Source organism: Mycolicibacterium elephantis DSM 44368 (assembly GCF_004014805.1).
In the GTDB taxonomy this organism is placed as follows: domain Bacteria; phylum Actinomycetota; class Actinomycetes; order Mycobacteriales; family Mycobacteriaceae; genus Mycobacterium; species Mycobacterium elephantis.
In genome coordinates, this window is the sequence record NZ_ATDN01000001.1 from 424266 (window position 1) to 447537 (window position 23272).

11 protein-coding genes are annotated in these 23272 nt (G+C 69.5%); 2 read left to right on the forward strand and 9 right to left on the reverse strand.

Annotation, left to right across the window (positions count from 1 at the left end; translation table 11 throughout):
- Positions 1 to 10: 10 nt before the first annotated feature.
- Genes MELE44368_RS02035 through MELE44368_RS02065 form a run of 7 tightly spaced genes read right to left on the reverse strand, consistent with a single transcriptional unit; the run spans position 11 to position 16012 of the window.
- Positions 11 to 226, reverse strand: coding sequence for an MbtH family protein (locus MELE44368_RS02035; RefSeq protein WP_128106927.1), 216 nt, complete (start codon positions 224 to 226; stop codon positions 11 to 13).
- Positions 204 to 1538, reverse strand: a complete 1335-nt coding sequence (mbtG, locus tag MELE44368_RS02040) for an NADPH-dependent L-lysine N(6)-monooxygenase MbtG (RefSeq protein WP_128106928.1) — start codon at positions 1536 to 1538, stop codon at positions 204 to 206. The genes MELE44368_RS02035 and mbtG overlap by 23 nt, the downstream gene beginning before the upstream one ends.
- Complete coding sequence (locus tag MELE44368_RS02045; protein ID WP_128106929.1) at positions 1535 to 5875, reverse strand: non-ribosomal peptide synthetase; 4341 nt, start codon at positions 5873 to 5875, stop codon at positions 1535 to 1537. Before MELE44368_RS02045 ends, mbtG begins: the two co-directional genes overlap by 4 nt.
- Positions 5872 to 10974: a non-ribosomal peptide synthetase gene (locus MELE44368_RS02050; RefSeq protein ID WP_128106930.1), complete on the reverse strand. Its 5103-nt coding sequence runs from the start codon at positions 10972 to 10974 to the stop codon at positions 5872 to 5874. The genes MELE44368_RS02045 and MELE44368_RS02050 overlap by 4 nt, the downstream gene beginning before the upstream one ends.
- On the reverse strand, positions 10967 to 13942 hold the full coding sequence (gene mbtD / locus MELE44368_RS02055) for a mycobactin polyketide synthase MbtD (RefSeq protein ID WP_128106931.1): 2976 nt from the start codon (positions 13940 to 13942) through the stop codon (positions 10967 to 10969). Before mbtD ends, MELE44368_RS02050 begins: the two co-directional genes overlap by 8 nt.
- Positions 13942 to 15276 carry a beta-ketoacyl [acyl carrier protein] synthase domain-containing protein gene (locus MELE44368_RS02060; protein WP_128106932.1) on the reverse strand — a complete coding sequence of 445 codons (1335 nt, stop codon included), beginning with the start codon at positions 15274 to 15276 and terminating at the stop codon, positions 13942 to 13944. The genes mbtD and MELE44368_RS02060 overlap by 1 nt, the downstream gene beginning before the upstream one ends.
- A complete protein-coding gene (locus MELE44368_RS02065) occupies positions 15266 to 16012 on the reverse strand; it encodes a thioesterase II family protein (protein ID WP_128106933.1) in 747 nt (248 codons plus the stop codon). Before MELE44368_RS02065 ends, MELE44368_RS02060 begins: the two co-directional genes overlap by 11 nt.
- Before the next feature lie 373 nt (positions 16013 to 16385).
- On the opposite strand from MELE44368_RS02065, the gene MELE44368_RS02070 reads away from it, so the two are divergent.
- Positions 16386 to 17246, forward strand: a complete 861-nt coding sequence (locus MELE44368_RS02070) for an LLM class F420-dependent oxidoreductase (RefSeq protein ID WP_128106934.1) — start codon at positions 16386 to 16388, stop codon at positions 17244 to 17246.
- A gap of 83 nt (positions 17247 to 17329) precedes the next feature.
- Here MELE44368_RS02070 and MELE44368_RS02075 read toward each other — a convergent pair whose 3' ends face one another.
- A complete protein-coding gene (locus MELE44368_RS02075) occupies positions 17330 to 20794 on the reverse strand; it encodes a non-ribosomal peptide synthetase (protein WP_164890005.1) in 3465 nt (1154 codons plus the stop codon).
- 99 nt (positions 20795 to 20893) lie between these two features.
- On the opposite strand from MELE44368_RS02075, the gene MELE44368_RS02080 reads away from it, so the two are divergent.
- Complete coding sequence (locus tag MELE44368_RS02080) at positions 20894 to 22552, forward strand: (2,3-dihydroxybenzoyl)adenylate synthase (RefSeq protein ID WP_128106936.1); 1659 nt, start codon at positions 20894 to 20896, stop codon at positions 22550 to 22552.
- A gap of 64 nt (positions 22553 to 22616) precedes the next feature.
- Here the strand turns inward: MELE44368_RS02080 and MELE44368_RS02085 are convergent, their stop codons facing one another.
- Positions 22617 to 23069: a PaaI family thioesterase gene (locus MELE44368_RS02085; protein WP_128106937.1), complete on the reverse strand. Its 453-nt coding sequence runs from the start codon at positions 23067 to 23069 to the stop codon at positions 22617 to 22619.
- Positions 23070 to 23272 lie beyond the last annotated feature (203 nt).

Sequence of the window (23272 nt, forward strand, 5' to 3'; positions counted from 1 at the left end):
AGCCGCCCGGTCACCCCGCGCCGATGGCCGCCTTCAGGCTGCGTGGCCGGATGTCGGTCCAGTTCTGCTCGATGTAGGTCATACAGTCCTCGCGCGTGCCCTCACCGAATACGACGCGCCACCCAGCGGGCGGGTCGGCGAACCCGGGCCACAGGCTGTGCTGATCCTCGTCGTTGGCGAGCACATAGAACGTGCCGTCGGGGTCATCGAACGGGTTGGTGCTCATCGCTTCTCCTCGTTGCTCGATCGGCGGTGTCGTCGGGCTCGGTGCCCGCACCGATGTCCGCGCCGAGTATCCGGTCCGACAGCAGGCCGAGACAGGACAGGTTGGGAAAGCCGGGCCCCTGCGTCAGCCCGGACAGGGCGGGCAGAAACAGCTTCGGGGTGACATTGGTGACGGCGAGGTCGTAGCCGATGGCGTCCTGCAGCGCATCGGCGGTCAGCGGACCGCCCAGACCGATCTCGAGCAGATCCAGCGCGTCCTGGCCAAGCAGCGGTATGAACCACGCCGAATCGGCGCCCGAACCGTCGATCACCAGGTCGAATCCGTGCACGGTTTCCAGGCGTTCGGCGCCCTGATTCGTGCTCAGCGTCAAGCGGATTCGGCCGTCGCGGGCCACGGCGTGCGCGACCCGGCCGCGCAGGTGCCGAATCCGGTCATCGGACAGCAGCGCCTCCTGCACCCGGGCAGAGAACACGCCGCGGTCGGTCCGGGTCAGCGCGTCGCGACGCTCGTCGAGCGTCAGGCCCGTCCAGCCGGTGGGATCCGAGAACAGCGTGTTCTCGAAGAAACCCTCGCCCCTGGTGAACAACGTCACCTGCGGCGAGATCACGGTGATGGTGGAAACCCGGTGTCGGAACAGCTCGTTGAGCATCGACGCGGCGGTCTCGCCACCACCGATCACCGCCACACGTTCGGCGGCGATCAGCTCACACTGCGCGGCGCGGTGCCAGAACTCGGCGATGGACAACACCCGCGGGTTGCCGGGAAGGATCGACCGCTCGGGCTGCCCGGGACCGGTGATCATCAGGCCGTCGCCGTCGACGCACTGATCCGCGGTGTGCACCGCCCAGCGCTGCCCGTTGGCGCCGGAGTCAACCGAGATCCGCTGCACCTCACCGAAGATCACGTTCATGTCGACGTTGTCGGCGACCCAGCGCAGATACTGGCTCCACTTCTTGTGGGTGGGCGCCGGCCTGCCGCGGTCCACCCATTCGGCGAACTGGTTGGTTCCGATGAGGTAGGACTGCCAGCTGTACCTGGTCATCCGCTCGTCGAGTTCGGCGTTGCGGCGCGGTACCAACGAGGACCGGTAGGGAAAGCCGACATCCTTCTCGGGGCTGGTGCCGAGCCGGTGCTGGCCGTCGGTCCAGCCACCGTCGGCCCGCCAATTGGCCGCCACCGCAGTGCGTTCCACGGCGACGATGCGGGGTACGGCGATGTCCATTTCACGCAGCACCGCGGCCTTGGCGGCGACCGCGACCGCCTTGACCCCGGCACCGACCACAACCAATGTCGGGGTTGAGGACCTGGTCATGACACCACCTCTCGTAACGACTCCTGCCACAGCGACTGGAGGGTGGCGACGTCGTCGGTGGAAAGGATGTCGGGCAACGTGCGCCACTGCGTGGCCAACACCGGGGCATCGCTTTCGCCGAGCACGGCCGCCACGATGGTGAGCTCGTGTCGCACCGAAAGATCGGGCTCCGGCAACGGCGTCACACCCGCCAGCAGCTCGCGATCCGCCCTGAGCGCACCGCCGTCGAGCCCGACGTGGATACGGCCCAGGAAGTTCAGAAGCAGCTGCGGGTCACGGTAACCGCGGAGCCGCTCGGCGGTGTCGGGGCGCAGATAGCGCAGCAGGCCGTAGTCGATGACCTCGCCCGGGATGGCGCCCAGGTCCTGCGCCGACTGCACCCGCAGCGGGTAGATCGCGGTGAGCAGCCCGACGGTGTCGGAGGTGTCCGCGTCCTCGGCGACCCCGTCGGCGCGGCCGTGGGTCTCTAGCGCCAGCAGCGGCGGCTGCGGGTCCTGTCCGCGGTGCAGCCGCCAGCGGGTGACGGTGCGTGCGGCCGCGACGGCCAGCAGGTGCGGTGTCGGCACGGCCGACGCCAGCAGCCGCGCGCTGACATCGGCGTCGGCCGCCGAAACGGTCACGACGACGTCACCCACCCGGTCGGTCTGCGGCTGTACCCGCCGCGCGCCGAGGGCGGGGTCCTCGCCGTCGAGTTGCTCGGCCCAGAAGTCGCAGGTCTGCAGCTGCTGTGCCCGCTCGTGCAGCAGGCGGCTCCACCGGCGCAGGCTGGTGTGTTCGCGGATGGGTCTCGGTGTCTTGCCGGAGGCGATCGTGTGCCACGCCGCGTCCAGCTCACCCAGCACGATCCGCCACGACGCCGGATCCAGCGCGAGGACGTGGGCGGTCAGCACCAGCACTCCGGGACCGTCGGAGCGCCGCAGCCACACCGCCGACAGCATCGAACCCTGTTGCGGGTCAAGGCGTTGCACGGACTCCGCGGTGTGCCGGGCGACCGCTTCGGTCAGGTCAGCATCGACGAGCACCTCGGTCAGGATGTCGCCCGGCTCGTGGGGTACGAGCGTCATCGTGTCGAGGTCGAGGCGGCAGCGCAGCACCTGGTGGCCGTCGACGACGGTCCGCAGCATCCGGTGCAGGTGCTCGCCGGTGATGCCGTCGGGAAGCCAGATCGCCTCGGTCTGCGCGAGCCGACGCGGCTCGCCGTGCTCGTAGAGCCAATGCGCGTTGGGCAGCAGGGGGATCGGCGCGGTCTCGTCGCCGTCGTCGCGTGCGACGCTGACCGACTCGCTGTCGATCGCCGCCGCGAGTTCGCGGATGGTTCCGCATTCCAGCATCAGCCGGGCCCGCAACGGAATCCCGCGTCGCCGCGCGGCCTGCACCACCGAGAGCGCCACGATGCTGTCCAACCCGAGCGCCAGGAAGTCCGCGGTGACGTCGACCTCGACGCAGTCCAACAGTTCGGCGAGCACCTCGACGAGGGCGGTCTCGGTTTCGGTTTCGGCGGCGATCGCCGGGCCGTCGTCGACGGCGATGGCGCCCAGCGCGGCGTCGTCGACCTTGCCGTGCGAGGTCAGCGGTATCTGGTCGACGACGACGATGGCGTGCGGAACCATGTAGCGCGGCAACCGCTTTGCCAGCAGGTTGCGCAGTTCGGCCACGGCGGGCGCCGGGTCGGCGGCCACGTAGGCGGTCAACCGTGGCCCCCCGCGTTTTCTGCGCACCGCGACGTGGACGTGGTGCACCGCCGGATGACTGTGCAGCACCGCGGCGATCTCGCTGGGCTCCACCCGGAAGCCGCGAACTTTCAGCTGGGCATCGCTGCGACCCAGGAACTGCAGTGCACCGTCGGCCTGGCGGCGCACCACATCGCCGGTGCGGTACATCCGCTGCCCGGCTACGAACGGGTCGGCGACGAATCGGCTCGCCGTCTCCCCCGGCCTGCCGTGGTAACCGCGGGTCACCTGGCCACCGGCCAGGTACAGCTCGCCGGCGACACCGTCGGGCACCGGCCGCAGCCAGGAGTCCAGGACATAGGCGCGGCTGGGCGAGGTCGGCCGCCCGATCGTGGGTTGCTCGTGATCGGCGATGGTGGCGACGACGGCTTCCACCGTGGTTTCGGTTGGGCCGTAACAGTTGTAGGCCGCCATGCCGGTGCGGGCGCATTCGTGGCGGATCAGGTTCCATGCCGGGACGCCGACGGCCTCCCCGCCCAGCGCGAGCACCCCGAGGGGCACCGTGGTGAGCAGGCCTTCGGCGTGCAGTTGGGCGAACATCGACGGGGTGGTGTCGATCATGTCGATGCCGTACCGCCCGATCGTCTGCACCAACGCCTCGGCATCCCGCTGCACGTCGCCGTCGACGATGTGAACGGCGTGCCCATCCAGCAGCGCGGCCAGCGGCTGCCAGGCGGCGTCGAACGCGAACGACCACGCGTGGGCGACCCGCAGCGGATGCCGCAGCCGGGCCGCCGCGGGGCGCAACACATTCTCAGCGTGGTCCTCGGCGTAGGCCAGCAGGGCCTGATGGGTGCCGATGACGCCCTTCGGTCGTCCGGTGGTGCCCGAGGTGAACACCACATAGGCGGCCTGGCCCGGCTGTGCCGCAACGGGTTCGAAATCCCCAACCGGTTCGTCGGCGGTCGCGGCGATGAGCGTGTCGTCGATGACCAGGGTCGCGTCGCACTGCTGCAGGATGTCGGCGACGCGGTCGGCGGGCATGGACGGGTCGAGCGGAACGATCACGCCCCCGGCCTTCAACACCGCGAACATCGCGATCACATAGTGCGGGCCGCGGGCGAGGCGGATCGCCACCGGGCGTTCGGGCTCGACGCCACGACGCGCCAGCGCGGCGGCCAGCCGGTCGGCTGCTTCATCGAGTTCGCGGAAGGTCAGCTCACCGCCGGGCCAGCTCAGGGCCACCGACGCCAACCTGCGGTTCGCGACGGCGGTGAAGGTCGTATGCACACCGTCATCTGTTGGGGCGGGGGCGATCTGGGCTGGCGGCGAGCCCTCACCGTCGAGCAGCACGCTGACGTCGCGCAGCGGACGGTCCCAGTGGCTGATCAGCCGCTCCACGGTCGCCAGCAGACGACGGCCCAGCGACTCAGCGCTCATCAGGCCGAGCGCCCCGTCGATCGCTTCGACCAGCACGGTCAGTTGGTCGTCGACCATGTGCGCGGCGATGGTGACCGGGAAGTGCGACAGGCTCTCCAGCGCCGCCGGACGGAACGTCGCGCCGTTGGCGGTGAAATCGCCGCCCCCGACCAGCCCTCCCGGTGGAAAGTTCTCGTACACCAGCAGGCTGTCGAACATCTCTCCGACACCGCCCAGCGCCCGCAGCTCCGCGTGCGGCACGTAGCTGTGATCGCGCAACAGCGCGGCCTCCCGCTGCACCGCGCGGCATTGCGCACCGACCGATGCCACCGGGTCCAGCCGCACCCGTAGTGGCACCGTGTTGATGAACAGCCCGACCATCGTCTCCACGCCGGTGAGCTCACCTGGGCGCCCGGACACCGTCACCCCGAACACCACATCGCTGCGGTCGGTGAACGCCGACAACAGTGTGGCCCATGCCATCTGCATCAGGGTGTTCACGGTGACACCGCGGGCGCGCGCGGCCTCTGACAGTTCGGCGGTGCCTTGACGGTCCAGCTTCAACTCGGTGCGCCGCGGCGCTCCGTCCGGCGGCTCACCGGTGGTCAGCGCGGGCGTCAGCAGCGTCGGACCGTCGAGCCCGTCGAGGTGTTCCCGCCACAGCTCCCGGCTGGCGTCCCGGTCTCGATCAGCGAGCCAACCGATGTAGTCGCGGTACGGTCGCGGCGGCGGCGGAAGGGCGGCGAGGTCACCGCTCGACCGGTACAGCGTGATCAGCTCACCGACGAACAGCGGCAGCGACCATCCGTCGATGATGATGTGGTGGGCGACGACGATCAATCGCCACCGCGACCGCGGCAATGCGATGAGCAGGAATCGGATGGCCGGTCCGCGTTCGAGATCGAACGGGCGGCGGCGCTCGTCGGCCTCCAGCGCGTCCACCTCGTCGGCGGTCGCGGTGATCTGCCGCCAGGGCACGTCGACCCGGGTGGGCACCACCTGCACCGGCCGGCCCGGGTTGGCCTGCAGGAAACTCGCCCTCAGGTTGGGATGGCGCGCCAGCATCGTTGCGGCGCAGTCGCGTAGCAGTGCGGTGTCCAACGTGCCGCTGATGTCGGCGGCCATGGCGATCACATAGGGATCGCCGCGGTCGTCGTCGCTGAGCTTCGCCAGCGAGTAGAGCCCCTGCTGCAGCGGGCTCAGCGCCATCACGTCTTCGATGGCGGGCGTCGCCTCGGTCGCGGTCATGGGGCACCGTCGCGCGACGCGGTCCACATCGACGTCACGGCCGCGAGCTCTTCTGGCGACAGCCCGGAGGTCGACATCGGCTCGTGATGGGTGTCGGCGTCCGGTGCGGTATCGCCGGCCTCGTCGACCTTGGCGGCCAGTTCGGAGACGGTGGGGTGCTCGAAAACCATCCGGGGGGTGAGCGTCAGGCCTGCGTCGCGGGCCCGGGCGGCCACCTGTACCGCCAGGATCGAGTCGCCGCCGAGTTCGAAGAAGCCGTCGGTGCGGTGGACCTCGGGCACGTCGAGCACGCCGGCCAGGATCGCGGCCAGTGCCCGCTCGGTGTCGGTGCGGGCCGGCTCGGCGGGCCCGGTTGGCGCCGACGGCCGGGGGACGGAGGCGGCTTCGACGACCTCCACGCGGCCGTCCTCGGTCCATCGTCCCCGCTGGCCGCGGGCCCGAAGGCGCACGCCGGTTTCGTCGACCACGTGGTCGTAGAGGTCGCCGACCACACCTATCGGAACGGGATCGCGCCAGCCGTCAAGGATGCTGACTTGTGCTGCGGCACTGAACTGTTGTACCTGACGCCGCTCGTCGCGGTCGGCGATCTGCACGTCGCGCACCCGCTGGTCGGGATCGTCGGCGAACGCCGCCAGCACCCGTCCCAGCCATCCGACCAGCCGTTCGGTGGTGCCCCGGCGATACAGGTCGGTGCGGTAGATGACATGGCCGCGGTAGCCGTCGTCGGTGGCGAAGAAGTTGACCGACAGATCGGCGTGTGCGACGTCGAAGGGCGGCTCCAGCGCGGTGAACGTGGTGTCGCCTTCGGCGCTCGACTCGATGGGTCGGTCGACAGGCAGCCCGTCGCGCACATGGACCACGACACCGAACAGCGGGTTACGCGACAGCGACCGAGTCGGGCTCACCGCGTCGACCACCTGGTCGAACGGAAGGTCTTGGTGCGCATAGGCTTCCAGGGCGGTGTCGCGGGAGCGCCGCAGCACCTCGCGAAGCGTGGGATTGTCCCGCAGGTCGTTTCGCAGCACCACGATGTTGATGAAGAACCCGATCAGCTGGTCGAGTGCGGCTTCGGTGCGCCCGGCGACCGGGGTTCCCAGCGGGACGTCGGGCCGCTCGCCGGCCTTGTGCAACGCCACGGCCACGGCCGACTGCAGCAGCATGAACTCGGTGATGCCGAGTTCCTGGCTCAACGCGGCGAACTTCGCACGGGTCGCCGGGTCGATGCTGAACTCGACGCCGTCGCCTGCCCCGCTCAGCACGGCCGGGCGGGCGAAGTCCGGTGCCAGACCGGGGTTCTCCGGAAGGCCCGCGAGCTGTGTCCGCCAGTATTTCCGCTGTGCGGCCGCGGGGCCGTCGGGGTCGGCGAGCAGTTTCGCCTGCCACGCCGCGTAGTCGGCGTACTGCACCGGGAGCGGCGCGAACTTCGGTGGCTGACCGGCTCGGCGGGACCGGTAGGCGGTCAGCAGGTCGTTGAACAACACCATCGCAGACCAGTGGTCGGATGCGATGTGATGCACCACCAGCGACACCACGTGCGCGCCGGGTGTGGACAACACGGCTGCGCGTACCGGCAGGTCGCGTTCCAGATCGAAGATCTGCCGCCGCTCGTGGTCGAGTTCGCCCTGCAGCCAGCGGTCGTCGGCGCCGCGTGCCTGGCGCACCGCCATGTCATCGGCATCGTTGACGATCTGGTATGGCACCCCGTCGATTTCGCGGTAGGTCGTGCGCAGTACTTCGTGGCGGGCGAGGACATCGCGTACCGCGGCAACGAACGCGTCCGGGTCGCAGGGCCCGCTGATGCGGGCGGCGAACGGGATGTTGTTGACCGGGTTGGGCCCGTCGACGCGGTACTGGAACCACATCCGCAGCTGCGACGCCGACAGCTGCAGTGGACCGTCGTGCGGGATCGCGACCAGTGGCGGGCGCGCGGAGCCGCGCGACGACATCGTGTCGATCCGCTCGGCCAGCGCGGCGACCGTGCCGAGTTCGAACACCTCTTTGACGCCGATGTCGGCGTTGAACCGCGACCGAATCCCCGCAACGAGTTTCGTGGCCAGCAGCGAGTGCCCGCCCAGATCGAAGAACGAGTCGTCGGCGCCCACCTGCTCGCGGTCGAGCAGTTCGGCGAACAGCTGCGCGAGGTGTCGCTCGGTTCCCTCGGCGGGTTCGCGGTACTCGGCACCCGAGCCGGCCAACGCGTTGGAGTCCGGTTCGGGCAGTGCCGCCCGGTCGATCTTGCCGTGGGCGGTGATCGGGATCTCGTCGACGACGACATATGCCGCGGGTGTCATGTATTCCGGCAGCGCGGCTGCGACCCTGTTGCGGATGCGGTCGACGTCGACCACCTCGGTGTCGGAGGCCGGGGTCAGATAGCCGACCAGGCTGCGGCCCAGCCCCGGCAGATCGCTGGCCACCACGACGACCTGACCCACGCTGGGGTCCACCGAGATCGCCGCGGCGACCTCGCCGAGTTCGATGCGGAAGCCGCGGATCTTGACCTGCTCGTCGGCGCGCCCGACGAACTCGATGTCGCCGTCGGCGTTGCGGCGGGCCAGGTCGCCGGATCGGTAGAGCCGGCCGCCGGCGGTGAACGGGTCGGCGACGAACCGCTCGGCCGTCAGCCCGGGGCGGTCGTGGTAACCGTGTGCGACATGGGTTCCACCGATGTAGATCTCACCGATGACGCCGACCGGCACCGGCTGCAGCGCGTCATCGAGCAGGTGGATCTGGGTGTTGATCTTGGGCGTGCCGATCGGCACGATGCGGGTGCCCTGGGTGCCCTCCACCTTGTAGCGGCTGGCGTTGATGACCGTCTCGGTGGGCCCGTAGAAGTTGTGCAGCAGCGCGTCGAACGTGGCGTGGAACTTGTCGGCGAGCTCACCGGGCAGGGCCTCGCCGCCGATCGGCACGCGCTGCAGCGTGCGCCACTGGTTCACGCCGGGAAGCGACAGGAATAGCCCCAGCAGTGACGGCACGAAGTGCATCGAGGTGATGCCCTCGTCGTGCAGCAGCTCGGTGAGGTAACCGATGTCGCGCAGGCCGTCGGGCCGCGGAATCACCAGCCGCCCACCGCAGGCCAGCATGCCGAAGATCTCGCCCATCGAGACGTCGAAGCTCGGTGAGGCCACCTGCAGCAGCCGCTCGCGATGGTCGATCTCGTACTCGTCGGCGAACCACACGAGGTATTCGGCGACCGGCCGGTGCGGCACCGGCACCCCCTTGGGCAGGCCGGTCGAGCCCGACGTGTAGATCAGATAGGCGGTGTTGTCCGGGCTCAGTGCACGCACCCGGTCGGCGTCGGTGGGGTTGTCGGTCCTGAACCGGTCCAGTCCGGTGACCGGCTCGCGCAGCACGAGTTTCGGGTCGGAGTCCGAGAGGATGAACGTCAGCCGGTCGTCGGGATAGGTGGGGTCGACGGGCTGGTAGATGGCGCCCGCCTTGATCACGCCGAGCGCGGTGATCGCCAGCTCGGGTGAGCGGTCCAGCAAGACCGCGACGCGGTCCTCGGCGCCGGTGCCCTGCTCGATCAGCCAGTGCGCCACCCGGTTGGCCGACTCGTTGAGCTCACGGTAGGAGTAGTGGCGGCCTTCGTAGACGAGTGCCACCGCCTCCGGTGTGCGGGCCACCTGCGATTCCACCAACTCCGTCAATGTCTTTGCCGGGGTGTGGAATTCGTCGCCCGCTGAGACGGTGCGCAGCCATTCGAGGTCGGCGGAGTCCATCAACTGCAGCTCGCTGATCGGCTGGTCGATGTTGCGCAGCGCGTCGTCGAGCAGCACGGCGTAGTGGTCGAGCAGTTGCCGGGCCAGCGTGGCGTCGAGCACCTCGATCAGGTACTCGGCTTCCACCACGACCTCGGGTCCGTCGAACTCGACCATGAACGCCAGCGGCAGTTGGGTGAACCGGCCACGCAGTTCGGCGCGTTCGCACGTGATGCCGGGCGGGTTGAAGCCGGCGCCGTCGGCGCCGCGGGCCCCGAACGCGACCCTGGTCATCCGTTCCACGCCATGGCGGCGGTCGGGGTTGAGCTCGCGCACGACCCGGTCGAGGTTGGCCCGTTGATGCGCGAACGCGCCGACCGCGGTGTCGCGGGTGGCCGCGAGGATTTCGCGGAACGTCTGGCGGGGCCGCGGGCGCAGCCGCAGCGCCACCGTGTTGCCGTAGTAGCCGATGACCTCGTCGAGGTCGGCGGAACGGTTGAGCACCGGGGTGGCCACCAGCAGGTCGTCGGCGTGCGTGTAGCGGTGCATCAACACCCCGAACGCTGCCAAGAGCACCATGTAGGGCGTTGCGCCGGATTCCTTGGCCAGCTTGGTCACCCGCTCGGCCGTCGGCTGCGGCAGCGTCAGCGTGCAGCGCTGTGAGCGCCAATTCGCCGGGACGACGGATCCGTTGGGCCCGGGCAGCTCGAGGGGCTCCGGCGGGTCTGCCATCACGGCGCGCCAGTAGTCCAGGTCCTCGGCGCTGGGCTCGGTGTCCACCGCGGGCACCGGCGCGGGAGCAGGCAGCGGCTCACCGCGGTAGGCGCGGGTGAGGTCACCGAAGAACACCTGCCAGCAGGCGTCGTCCCACGCGATGTGGTGGGCCACCAGCAGCATGACGTGTTCGTCGGGGGCTGTGCGGATCACCGTGATGCGCAGCGGCGCATCGGTGCTGAGGTCGAACGGGGCGTTGAACTCACGCTGCGCCAGTACCTCCAGGCGCAGTCGGCGGGCGTGTTCGGAGAGCTCGCACAGGTCGTGGACGGACCAGCCGGGCGTCAGGTCGTGGTGCACGGTCAGTTGCGGTTCGCCGTCGGCGTCGGCCTGGTAGGTGGTGCGCAGCGCGGGATGGCGGGCGGCGACGGCGTTGACCGCGTCGTGCAGCCGTGAGATGTCGAGCACGCCGGTGAGCCGGTACGACAGGCAGATGTTGAGTACCGCCCCGGTGGGATCGGTCATCTGAACGAACCACATGCGGCGCTGGCCGTCGGAGAGAACGGCGTCGGCCGGGCCGGCCTGCGCGTTCGCCGACCGCAGCCCGCGCTCGGCGAGCCTGCGGCGCAATAGCTCCAGGCGACGCTGCTCGAGGTCCTCGCGGATGTCTACTGTGTCAGTCACGCGTGGTTTCCACCTTCTCTGTACGTGGGGAACCTGTCGGGTCGTGCAGGCTGTCGATGAGTTCGCCGCCCGTGATTCCGCCGAGCAGCGTCGCCAGGGCCACCTTCGTGCCGGTCGCCCGCATCAGCCGCTTGCGCAGGTCGAGCGCGAGCAGCGAATCCAACCCGAGGTCAAGCAGCGACATTTCGGGGTCGATCGCGTTCGCGTCGAGGTTGAGCACGGCGGCCAGTTCGGACAGCACGCGGTCGGCGACTCCCGCGGCGTCGAGTTCTGCGTCGGGCGAAGATGTTTCGCTGACCGTGTGGGTGTCGAGGAACGTCCGCAGGCGGTCGCTGTCGGCGGTCATCACCAGCGGGTCGGTTCGGTGGTCGCACAGGCTCGCCGCGATCGCCATGTCGGGCGCCATGGGCAACAGCCCTGAACGTTCGATGTTCGCCACCCCGGCCGCCTCGGCGATGCCGCCGCCGTGCCGCGGATCACCCTGCCACAGGCCGTATCTCACGGCCACGCAGTGTTGTCCCTTGGCGCGCAGTTGGCCGGCCACCGCGTCGAGCATCCGGTTGGCCGCGGAGTAGGCGCCGTGGCCGCGGCCACCCCAGACGCCGGACGCCGACGAGCACACCACGATCCGGGCGCCGGGGCGCAGCGGCCAACGATCGACCATGTGGGCCAAGCCGTTGACCTTGGCCGCCGCGGTGTCGGCGAAGGCGGCGCCGGTGATGCCGTCGCGTTCGGTGAACGTCGCGGCCCCTGCGGCGTGGATGAGCAGCGTGGCGCCGTCCCCACCGTGCTCGCGGGCCGCGGCCGCCGTCTGCTGCGGACAGGTGAGGTCACAACGCGCCGAGACGATTTCGGCGCCTGTGCGGTCCAGTTCGGCCTTGTTGGTGGCGTCGATACCGCTGCGGCTGACGAGCACGATCCGGCGGGCCCCCCGGTCGGCGAGATGCCGTGCGAAGTGCAGGCCGACGGTGCCGGTGCCGCCGGTGATCACCACGTTGTCGAGCACACCGTCGTCCAGTGGCCACGGGGTCGCCGCCGTGGCGGCTTCGGTCACGGCGCGCACGTAGGTGGCGGGGCCGTTGTCGCCGTCGCGCACGGCGGTTTCCTGCGCGTCGCCGAGCACCGCGTCGAGCGCGGCGGCGGCGGTGGCGTCGTCGATCTCCCACGACGGCAGGTCCACGCGGCGGTAGGTCTGCTCGGGACGTTCGAGGCCGATGCTGCGGTGCATCGCGGCCAGCGCGGTCTGGGCCGGCAGGGCCGCGGGTTCGTCGGGCCGGACGTGTTCGCCGCCGACGGTCACCAGACACAACGTCGTGCCGGCCGATCCCGCGGTCTCGACGTAGTCGAGCAACCCGGTGTCGATGAGCTTGGCGATCTCCTGCGCGGCCAATTCGGCGTCGGGGTGGTCGAGCACGGGGGCGACCGCGACGACGATGTCGGCCTCGTGTGGCGCGGCGGGTTGCGCGTACGGGTGGTGCCGGGCGGCGCTGCGCAGCCGATCGCCGAGCGCCCCAACGGGTCCGGCGAGTTCGACCACCGCGATTCGCCGGATCGCATCGCCGCTGACCGCGCCCACGGTCGGGATCCATTGCTCGTCGGCCACGGTGATTCCGGCGACCGGCGCCAACGGTTTCGGCGCCGCCCACAGCCGAACGGAACGCATCGAGGCGTTCGGGAAGCCCGGCAGCAGGGCTACGTCGACGTCCACCAGGTCGGCCCAGCGGTATTCGGGGTCGGCCACCGCGGCACGCACGACGGCGGCCGACATGGCGTCGGGCCAGGGCTCATCCCGCTGCCCGGACCCGACGATCGACGGCGGTTCACCGGCGCCGTCGGCGACCAGATCGCCCAACGCGAACAACAGCGACGGATGTGCCGACAGCTCGACGAACCTTGACGCGCCGCGCTCCCGAGCGGCCGTCACGGCCCGATCGAAGCGCACGGTGTTGCGCAGGTTGCGGTACCAGTAGTCGACGAAGTCTGTGCCCGCGGGAACCACCTGTGACGTCGCTGACCCGATGAACTCCACTGTGCCCGTCGCGAATTGACCGCGTGGCAACAGCGTTTCCAGATTTTCGCGCAGCGGTTCGAGCGCGCTGGTGTGGCCGGGGTAGTTCACGTCGAGCGGGCGGGCGAACAGGCCGCGCTCCGACGCCGCGGCCAAAAGTGCGTCGACGGCGCCGCGGTGTCCCGACACCACCACCGAGGACGCGGAGTTGACGGCGGACACCTCGAGCCAATCGTCGATCGTGGCGCAAAGTCGTTGAGCCTCTTCGAACGTGGTGCCCAGCGCGGCCATACCGTAGTTTCCGGCCAGGCCGTCGACCACCCTGGCCCTGGCGATCACCACCGCTGCCGCGTCGGAGAGCGTGATGCTGCCCGTGATGTAGGCGGCGGCCACCTCGCCGAGACTGTGTCCGACCGCGATGTCGGGGGCGATGCCGCACGATCGCCACACCTGGGCCAGCCCCGCCGCGTGGGTGAACTGCGCGGCCTGGATCTGCACCTGCGACCAGTCGCCGTCGTCGGTGTCGGCGATCAGGTACGGCAGCGGCGACCCGCTTCCCGTGGCGGCGAACGCCGCGGCGCAGCGGTCGACCTCCGCCCGGTACAGCGGGGACCGGTGATAGGCCTCGGCGCCCATCGACGGCCATTGGTTGCCCTGGCCGGGAAGGACGAATGCGGTTCGGGCAGCGGTTGATTCCGAGGATCGGGCGACCAGCGGGTGGTCCTCGTTCGCGATCAGCGCACGCAGACCGTCGGCCAGCGCGGCGATGTCGCCCGCGCGCAGCACCGCACGGTGCCTGCGCAACCGGCGGGTCCGCAACAGAGTGCCCGCGACCGCACGCACGTCCGGGCCCCGATCCAGATAGCGCAGGATCGCCCGGGCGTCGGCGCCGATCAGTTCCTCGGCGTGCGCGCTGAGCACCACCGGCACCCGGCCGTCCGGCAACCTGCTTGATGGCATCAGGCTGCCTCGCTTCCGGTGGCGCCCTGCGGTATCGAGACGACCACGTGCGCGTTGGTGCCGCTCATGCCGAATGCGCTCACGGCCGCCAGGCGCTGCCCGTCGACCGCCGGCCAGGGGGTCATCTTGGTGGCCAGGCGCAACCCCTGGCTGTCCCAGTCGATTTCACGGCTGGCCTCGTCGGTGTGCAGGGTGGCCGGCACGGCGGCGTGCTCGGCGGCGACGAGCACCTTGGCCAGACCGAGCCCACCGGCGGCGGCCTGGGTGTGGCCGATGTTCGACTTCACCGAGCCGAGCAGCCCGCCGCGGCCGGGTGCGGTGGCGCCGTAGGTCTGCGCCAACGAGGTCAGCTCCGTGCGGTCGCCGAGCCGGGTTGCGGTGCCGTGCCCTTCGATCATCCCGATGTCCTCGGGACGCACCCCGGCGTGCTCGAGGGCCCGTTGGAAAAGCCGCGCCTGCGCCGGCCCGCTCGGCGCGGTGAGACCGACCGATCGGCCGTCCTGGTTCAGGCAGGTGGCGCGCAGCTCGGCGAGGACCCGATGTCCGTCGCGCAACGCCCGCGACCGGCGTTGCAGAACGAAGATCGCCGCGCCCTCGGCCCATACCGTGCCCGAGGCATGCGCGCTGTACGGACGGCAATGGCCGTCGTCGGAAAGCGCGTGCTGCTTGGAGAACTCGACGAAGAACCCCGGTGACCCCATCACGCACACCCCGCCTGCCAGCGCCATGTCGCAGTCGCCGGAGCGCAGCGCTTGGCCGGCGACGTGGATCGCGGTCAGCGCCGACGAGCACGAGGTGTCGATGGTCAGCGCGGGCCCGGCCAGCCCGAGCGTGTAGGCGATCCGGCCGGACACCGGGCCCAGCGCGGTGCCTGCCATCAGATGCCCTGTGAGGTCGGTGAACTCGGCCAGGGCGGGGCCGTAGCCCGTCGTCGACGCGCCGATGTAGCAGCCCACGTCGTGGCCGGAGAGATCGTCGGGGTTCATCCCGGTGTTCTCCAGGGCGCGCCATGCCACCCGCAGCGCGACGCGCTGCTGCGGGTCCATCGCGACGGCCTCGCGCGGCGAGATGGAGAAGAACTCGGGATCGAAGGTGGCCGCGCCGGTGAGGAATCCACCCAGGTCCTGGATGGGTTTGAAGCCGTCGCGCCGCGACCCGTCCAGCACCTCGCGGATCGGCCAGCCGCGGTCGCGCGGGAAGGGGCTCAGGGCTTCGCGTTGTTCGGCGAGCAGTGACCAGTACTGGTCGGCGGTTTCGATGCCGCCGGGGGCTTCGAGTGCCATCCCGATGATGACGACCGGGTCGCGGGGGTCGCCGGGGTCGCTAGCTGGCATTGATCAGCTCCGCGACCGTGTCGATGTGCTCGTTGAGGTAGAAGTGCCCGCCGTCGAAGAGGGTGAGCGTGACGACCTGCTCGGTGTGGATCTCCCACGCGCGCAACATGTCCTGGCTCACCCGGTGATCCTCGCGACCGCCGAGCAGGTGGATGTCGGCGCCGACCTTGCGATCCGGCCCGCATGCGTACCGGTTGAACGCCAGATAGTCGGCACGCACCGCGCGCACCAGCAGGTCGATGAACTCCTCGTCGTCGAGCAGCCGCGGATCGGTGCCGCCGAGATCGACCATGTTGGCGACCACCTCGGTGGCGGCGGTGGGCAGCCGCGGCGAGGTGACGACCGTGTGCGGTGCCTGGCTGGCCGACACCCACAGCTGGCTGACGTCGGCGCCGTGTTGTTCGGCGACGCGGGCGAACTCGAACGCGATGATCGCGCCCATGCAGTGGCCGAACAGCCGCAGCGGGCCCAGCCGGGTCCAGTCACCGGCGGCGAACAGGTCGGCGGCCAGCTGTTCGACGCTGTCGGGGGCTGGATGGGAAAGCCGGTCGGCGCGTTGCGGATACTGCAGGACGAACGCGTCGTTGCCGTTGGCGGCCAACGCGGTCGCGAAGGAGCGGTAGGCCGCCGCCGCGCCGCCCGCGTGGGGGAACACCACCGTCGCGCCGTCTGCGCACCGGCCGGGTGAGCGTTTGATCCAGGGCGCGAAGGTCAGTTGGCGCTGTTCGTCGATCATCGGCGCGGCGGCGTCGCATCGGCTCTCCGGATATGGACGGCCTGGTTTTGCGCGGTCGGTAACCTCATCTTCTTCCTCCACGAATTAGCGCAGGCTGCCCTAAGTTAGGCTGACATTACCTTATCTTCGGTCCGCCGAACACGCCTACGCCCCGAGTGCCGGCGGGTGATGTCGACCACGTCGCTGCCCCTTCCGGCCCTTTTGCTGGGCACGCGTCGCCGCATAGAAGCGCGGCGGTCTGTTTTGCTGGCCAGTTCTCGGCGGCCCGCCGCTCCAGAACTGCCACGCCGCACGACCGGCAGCAGACAGCCCTACCGGTCGCGCCGGCGGCTACGTAACGTGGTGCTGGTCGGCCATCTCGAAAGGACGGGGCATGGATCTGGCGGGTGTCGGGATTTGGAGTTCTCAGCTGCGCTACGGCGATCAGGGTGAGGCCGCGGAGGCGGCCGCGGAACTCGAGGAGCTCGGCTTCGAGGCGCTGTGGATACCCGATGTCGGTGGGCCGGTCCTCGATTCGGTGGATCACCTGCTGTCGTCGACCAAACAGGTGGTCATCGCGACCGGCATCCTGAATTTGTGGATGCACGAGCCCGCCGAGGTGGCCGCCCGCTACGCCAGCCTGACGGAGCAACACGGTGAGCGTTTCCTGCTGGGCATCGGTTGCAGCCATGCGCCGCTGATCGACTCGAAGGAGCCGGGTCGCTACCGCAAGCCGCTGGCGGCGACGCGGGCGTTCCTCGACGCGATCGACGCGACGCTCAATCCGGTGCCGGTCGCCAACCGGGTGCTCGCGGCGCTCGGCCCCAAGATGCTGCAGTTGGCGGCGACGCGGTCCCGTGGCGCGCACCCGTATCTCGTCACGCCCGAGCACACCCGGTCGGCCCGCGAGGTGCTGGGCGAGGGACCGTTGCTGCTGCCCGAGCAGACCGTGCTGCTCACCGACGACAAGACGGAGGCCCACGCGGCCGGAAAGGACTGGCTGCGTTCGTATCTGGCGTTGCCGAACTACGCCAACAATCTGCTGCGCTCCGGCTTCACCGAGGACGATGTGACGTCGGTCAGCGACCGGTTGTTCGACGCGATCATCGCCTGGGGCGACGAGGACGCGGTGCGGGCCCGCGTCAACGAGCATCGCGACGCGGGCGCCGACCACGTGTGCGTGCAGGTGCTGACCGCTGACCCGAGGGAATTCCCGCGCGAGCAGTGGCGTCGGCTGGCCGCCGCCCTGCTCTAGTTTCTTCGCCGAGATCGACGAAATGGTGGATTCTCTCGCGTATTTGCGACCATTTCGTCGATCTCGGCGCCCAACGATCCCGGCTAGCCGAGTTCGGAGAGCACCTCGGCGCTGTCCATCTCCGCGATGTCCAGGTACACCTCGGCCACCGCGTCCAGACGCTCGCTGTCGGGTTCGCGCTCGCGCAGCCGCTGGGCCAGTTTCGCCACCGTTCGGGCCGCGAACATGTCGATGACCATCACCGACGACGTGTCCAGCCAGTCGCGAACCCGCGCGACCGCATGGGTGGCCAGCAGGGAATCTCCGCCGAGCGCGAAGAAGTCGTCGTCGACGCCAACGTGCGACGCGTCGACCCCCAAGACACGGGCGACGATCGCCACCAGCGCCGACTCCAACGGGTTCGACGGCGCGCGGTAGGCGTGCTCGGCGGGCACCTCGACGTCGGCCAGTTGCCGTTCGACCGCGGCGCGGTCGATCTTGCCCGCCAGCGTGAACGGTATCCGGTCGGTCACCACGACGACCTTCGGAACCATGTGCGCGGGAACCAATTCGGCCATGCTCGCCGTGACGACGCTCGAGTCGACGCGGGGATCCGTGGTACGCACCAACGCCGCCAGCACGTCGCGCTCGCCGGATATCACGGCGGCGACGGCGGCGTCGACGCCCGCGACGCGCTTGAGCGCCGCCTCGACCTCGCCGAGCTCGATCCGGTATCCGCTGATCTTGACCCGATGGTCGATTCGTCCGACGAACTCCAGCGTGCCATCGGGCTGGTAGCGCACGAGATCGCCGGTGCGGTACCAGGTTCGGCCGTCGTGTTCGACGAACTTCTCGGCCGTCAGGTCATGGCGGCCGCGGTAGCCGCGGGCGATGCCCCGGCCGGAGAACCACAGCTCGCCGGGCACCCAGTCCGGGCAGTCCGAGCCGTCAGCGGCGACCACCCGGCACGCGTTGTTGGGGAACGGCGTGCCGTACGGCACCGAGGTCCAGTGCGGCGGCGGCTCGCCGTCGACCTCGCACAACGTTGCGTGCACCGCGGTCTCGGTCGCCCCACCCAGCCCGGCCGCCCGCACGCCCGGTGCGGCATAGCGCAGGGCCGCAATGAGTTCCGGTCGCACCCAGTCGCCACCGAGAAGCACCACCCGCAGACTCGACAGCCGCGCGCCGCCGACGTTCAGCAGCATGTCCAGCCAGCCCGGCATCCAGTTCAGGAAGGTGACCGAGTGCTGCTCGATCAGATTTGCCCAGCTGTCGGGGTCGCGGCGCCGCTCCTCGTCGACCACGACAACCGTGCCGCCCGCCCGCAGGATCGCGAAGACCTCCAGCACCGACATGTCGGCTTCCAGTGAGGCCAACGCCAGGCTGCGGTCGTTCGGCCCGAGTTCGAAGTGCTCGCTGAGGAACTCGACCGTGTTCATCACCGCGGCGTGGGTCAGTTCGACGCCCTTGGGCTCCCCGGTCGAGCCCGAGGTGAACAGCACGTACGCCAACGCCGACGGGTCCACGGCGGCGGGCTCGAAATCCGCGTCGCGGCCGAGCGCGGCGGCGACGGTGATCGTCGGCACCCGCAGACCCGCACCCGGTTGGGCGTCGCCGCACATCAGCGCCGCCGCCACACCGCTGGACTCCAGGATCCGCGCGGTCCGGTCCGCCGGTTGGTCGGCGCCGATCGGCAGGTACGCCGCCCCGGTGGCCAAGATGCCCAGCACCGCGGGGATCTGCTCGGCGCATTTCGGCCCTATCAACGCGACCAGGTCGCCTGGTTCGACCCCGTTGTCTCGCAACGTCCTCGCGATCGAGAGCGCCTGTTTGCGCAGCTCACCGTAGCTGAGCTCACCGTCGCGGGCGACCAGTGCGGGCGCGTCGGGTGTCGCCGTCGCCGCGCGAAAAAAGCCGTCGTGCAACGCTTCCCCGCTGGGCGGCGCGGTCGTGGCGTTGTGCGCCTCGCGCACCGCTCGGGCCTCCGGCGGCACCGCGGGCGGATCCGGGGCGTCCCACGCCGCGTCGTCGGTGGCGAGCCTGGTGAGCTCGGCGATGTGGTAGGCGAACATCGCCTCGGCGACGCCGGGCCGGAACGCGTCGATGCGGACGTCCCAGTTGATCATCAGACCGGTCGCCAGCGGTGTGGCCTGTGCGTCCAGAAGCACCTGCGGACCTTGCGAAATCGTCCACACCGGGGCGCCGAACTGGTCGGTCACCTCTCCCGCGAACAGGTCACCCAGCCCGATCGCGCTGGTGTACACGATCGGCGCCAGGGTCTGAGTGCCGCGATGCCGGCCCAGATCGCGCAGCACCGACAGCCCCGAGTAGCTCGAGTGCTGCGCGGTGCGGTGCAACGTCTCCTGAACCGCTCGGGTGCGCTCTGCAGGCGTGCGGGTCTGGGTGAGGTCGATGTCGAGCATCAGCGACGAGGTGAAGCATCCGACCAGCTTCTCGACATCGGGATGAAACGGTTCGCGGCCGAACATCGGCAAGTTGAGCAGGAAGCGCGAGTTGGTCGACCACCGCGCCAGTGCGTTGGAATACGACGCCGCCACGGCCATCGCCGGGGTGAGGCCGCGACGTTGGGCAGCGGCGAACAGAGCGTCGCGGGTCGGCACGTCGAAGACGTGCCACAGCCGGACGCTGCGCCGCGGATCCTCCCGTTCGGCGGGCGGAACCAGCGGCAGCGCAGGCGGTTCCGGCAGATCCGGCAGGCGTTCGGCCCACCACCGCAGGTCCTCTTCGGACGGGCCGGTGTCAGAGGCGGTGAGCGCGTCGCGGTACTGCCGGTAGGTGTAGCCCAGCTCCGGCAGCTCACCTCCGCGGTAGAACACCGCGAGATCCGCCATGAACTTGCGGTAGCTCACCGCGTCGGCGGCGTTCATGTCCATGTCGACGTGCAGGCGGGTGCGTCCGCCGGGGCACAGCGACAGACTCAGTTCCAGCACGTCGCCGTCGAGAACCTGATGCGACTTCTCGTCGCGGATGGCATCGAGGCGTTCTCGCACCGCGTCGTCGGGAAGCTCCCGCAGATCGTAAACGGTGACGGACAGATTGCGGTCGCCGATCCGCTGGGTGCCGTCGGGCAGGATCTCCACACGCAGCATCGGATGGCGCGCAACGAGTTTCGCCGCCGCCTCGCGCAGCCGGTCCGGGTCGACACCGGCGCTGTCGAACTCCACGTACAGGTGCGCGGCCACCCCGCCGAGCTGCTGGTCGTCGTTGCGTCCCAGCCACATGGCGTGCTGCATCGGTGCGAGCGGAAACGCCTCGTCGGCTCCGACGTCGGACCCGACGGGGTCTGCGGCGCCCGCGCCCACCTCGGCGCCGGCGGTGCGCTCGCCGACCAGCGCCGACCACGCCGCGACGGTGGGGTTCTGCGCCAACGCGGCGAAGTTGATGTCGATGCCCTGCTTACGCCAGCACCCGGACAGCGACATCATCCGGATGGAGTCCAGGCCGGAGGCGATCAGGTCGGCGTCGGGGTCGACGGCGTCGGGGCTGACCCCGAGGAGTTCGGCAACCTCCTTGCGGACGGTCTCGGAACTCGTCGCCGCGTCACCCACACTGTCCTCCAAATTAGTAAAGGCTGCCCTAACTAACTCGGTGGAGGCTACCTTATATTCGAGGCACCGCACATACCTACCAGAGGGGCCACATCCTCCATGAGCACCGGTTTCACGCCTCAGCGAACCGACTTCACCGACCTGGCCACAGGTTTCGTGCCGTTCCCCCGCGACCGCGCCGAGAAGTACCGCAAGTTGGGCTACTGGACCGATCGGCGGCTCGATTCGATCCTCACCGACGCGGCCGCCAGGTGGCCAGACCGTACCGCGGTGATCGACGCGGATGTCACCTATACGTTCGCCGAACTCGACGCGCGCGCCGACCGGATCGCCGCGGCATTGGCCGACCGCGGCATCGCGCCGGGCGACCGGGTGCTGCTGCAGCTTCCGAACACGTGTGAGTTCGCGGTCGCGCTGTTCGGCCTGCTCCGTGCAGGCGCTGTCCCGGTGATGTGTCTGACGGGTCATCGCTCCGCGGAGCTCAGCCACTTCGCCGAGGTCAGCGGGGCCGTCGGGCTGATCATTCCTGACGTGTTCGCGGGATTCGACCACCGGGAGATGGCCGCGGGTCTGGTCAGCGATCATCCGGCGCTGCGTCATGTGTTCGTCCACGGCGAGCCGGGCAGCTTCCAATCCTGGTCGCAGCTGCACGATTTCGACGGGGACATAAGCGAACCCGCACCGGTCGACCCCGATCTGCCCGCGCTGCTGCTGGTGTCCGGCGGCACTACCGGGCTACCCAAGCTCATTCCACGCACACACAACGACTACGTCTACAACGCGATCGGCAGCGCTCGAGAGTGCGGGCTCACCGCCGAGGACGTCTACCTCGTAATGCTGCCCGCCGGTCACAACTTCCCGCTGGCCTGCCCGGGCCTGCTCGGATCGATGACGGTCGGCGCAGCGTCGGTGTTCACCACCGACCCCAGCCCCGAGTCGGCGTTCGCACTGATCGACCGACACAACATCACCGTGACCGGCCTCGTCAATGCCCTGGCCAAGATGTGGACACAAGCCTGCGAGTGGGAACCGGTGTTGCCCAAGTCGTTACGTCTGGTGCAGGTCGGCGGGTCCCGGATGACCGCCGACGAGGCGCGTTACATCCTCGAGGGGTTGACGCCCGGGCTGCAGCAGATCTTCGGCATGGCCGAGGGCATGCTCAACTTCACCCGCCTGGGCGACTCCGTCGACATCGTGCTCAACACGCAGGGTCGGCCGATGTCACCGCACGACGAGATGCTGGTGGTCGACGACGCCGGTGCGCCGGTCGCCCCGGGCGAGGAGGGTGAGCTGCTGGTGCGCGGGCCATACACCCTCAACGGCTATTACCGCGCCGCCGACGCCAATTCGCGCTCGTTCAGCCCCGACGGGTTCTACCGCACCGGCGATCGGGTACGCATCTTCGCCGACGGCCCACTCGCGGGTCACGTCGAGGTCACCGGCCGCATCAAGGACGTCATCCACCGCGGCGGCGAGACGGTGTCGGCGTCCGACCTGGAAGAGCATCTTTTCGCCCATCCCGCGATCGACACGGCGGCGGCCGTCGCCGTACCCGACGAGTACCTCGGCGAGAAAATCTGTGCGGCAGTCGTTTTCAAGGGCGCGCCGATCACGCTCGCCGAGCTCAACCGGTTCCTCGACGAGCGCGGGGTGTCGGCGCACTGCCGTCCGGACATGCTCGCCCCGATGCCTTCGCTGCCCAAGACCGCGGTCGGCAAGGTGGACAAGAAGAAGGTGGTGGCCCAGCTGACCGGTTGAGGGGCGTCCAGTCATATGGCACAGCCGGAGTGCGATCGGGCGCCGCAGGATCTTGCGAACGAAATCACCGTAGTCGCCAGCGTTTCCAGACCGCATGACCCGTGGCGCGGGTCTTGCCGTCGTACAGCAGTTCGGCATCACAGACGATTTCAGGTTCGGTTGATTTGACGATGACGGCGCGCAACTCGACTGTCCTGTCAAGTGGGCTGGGACGCAGATAACGGACGTCGATGCCGGCCGTCACGAACGGCAGCAGGGCCCCGGGCGGCGCCTCCCATCCTTGGAGCGCGGCCTCGTTCATGACACCAGCGGCAGAGTGGCAGTCGAGCAGGGTGGCGATGATGCCGCCGTTGAGGAAACCCAAGCCGTTGTCGTGTTCGGACCATGGCATGAAGGTCGCGGTGACATGGCCGTCTGCGACATAACTCTTGAGTTGGAGACCGCGAGGGTTGGCCGGTCCACAACCGAAGCAGGTCATGGTCGGAAAAAGCCGGTCCTGAATCGATATCGCCTCCACCGACCGCCAGTATCCGCGAACGGACGTCTGCGATGTGAGTTTTGGCGACACATTCGTCGCGGACGCGGATTGCGCTCCTGCCTCAGAATTTCACGAATACTTGAAACGACGTCCAATCAAGAGGACGCTATTGATGCAGCACTCACGAGCAACGGAGACCTTCTCCCCGGTGCGGGGCCCGGTGTCTAGGCCACCTTCAGATC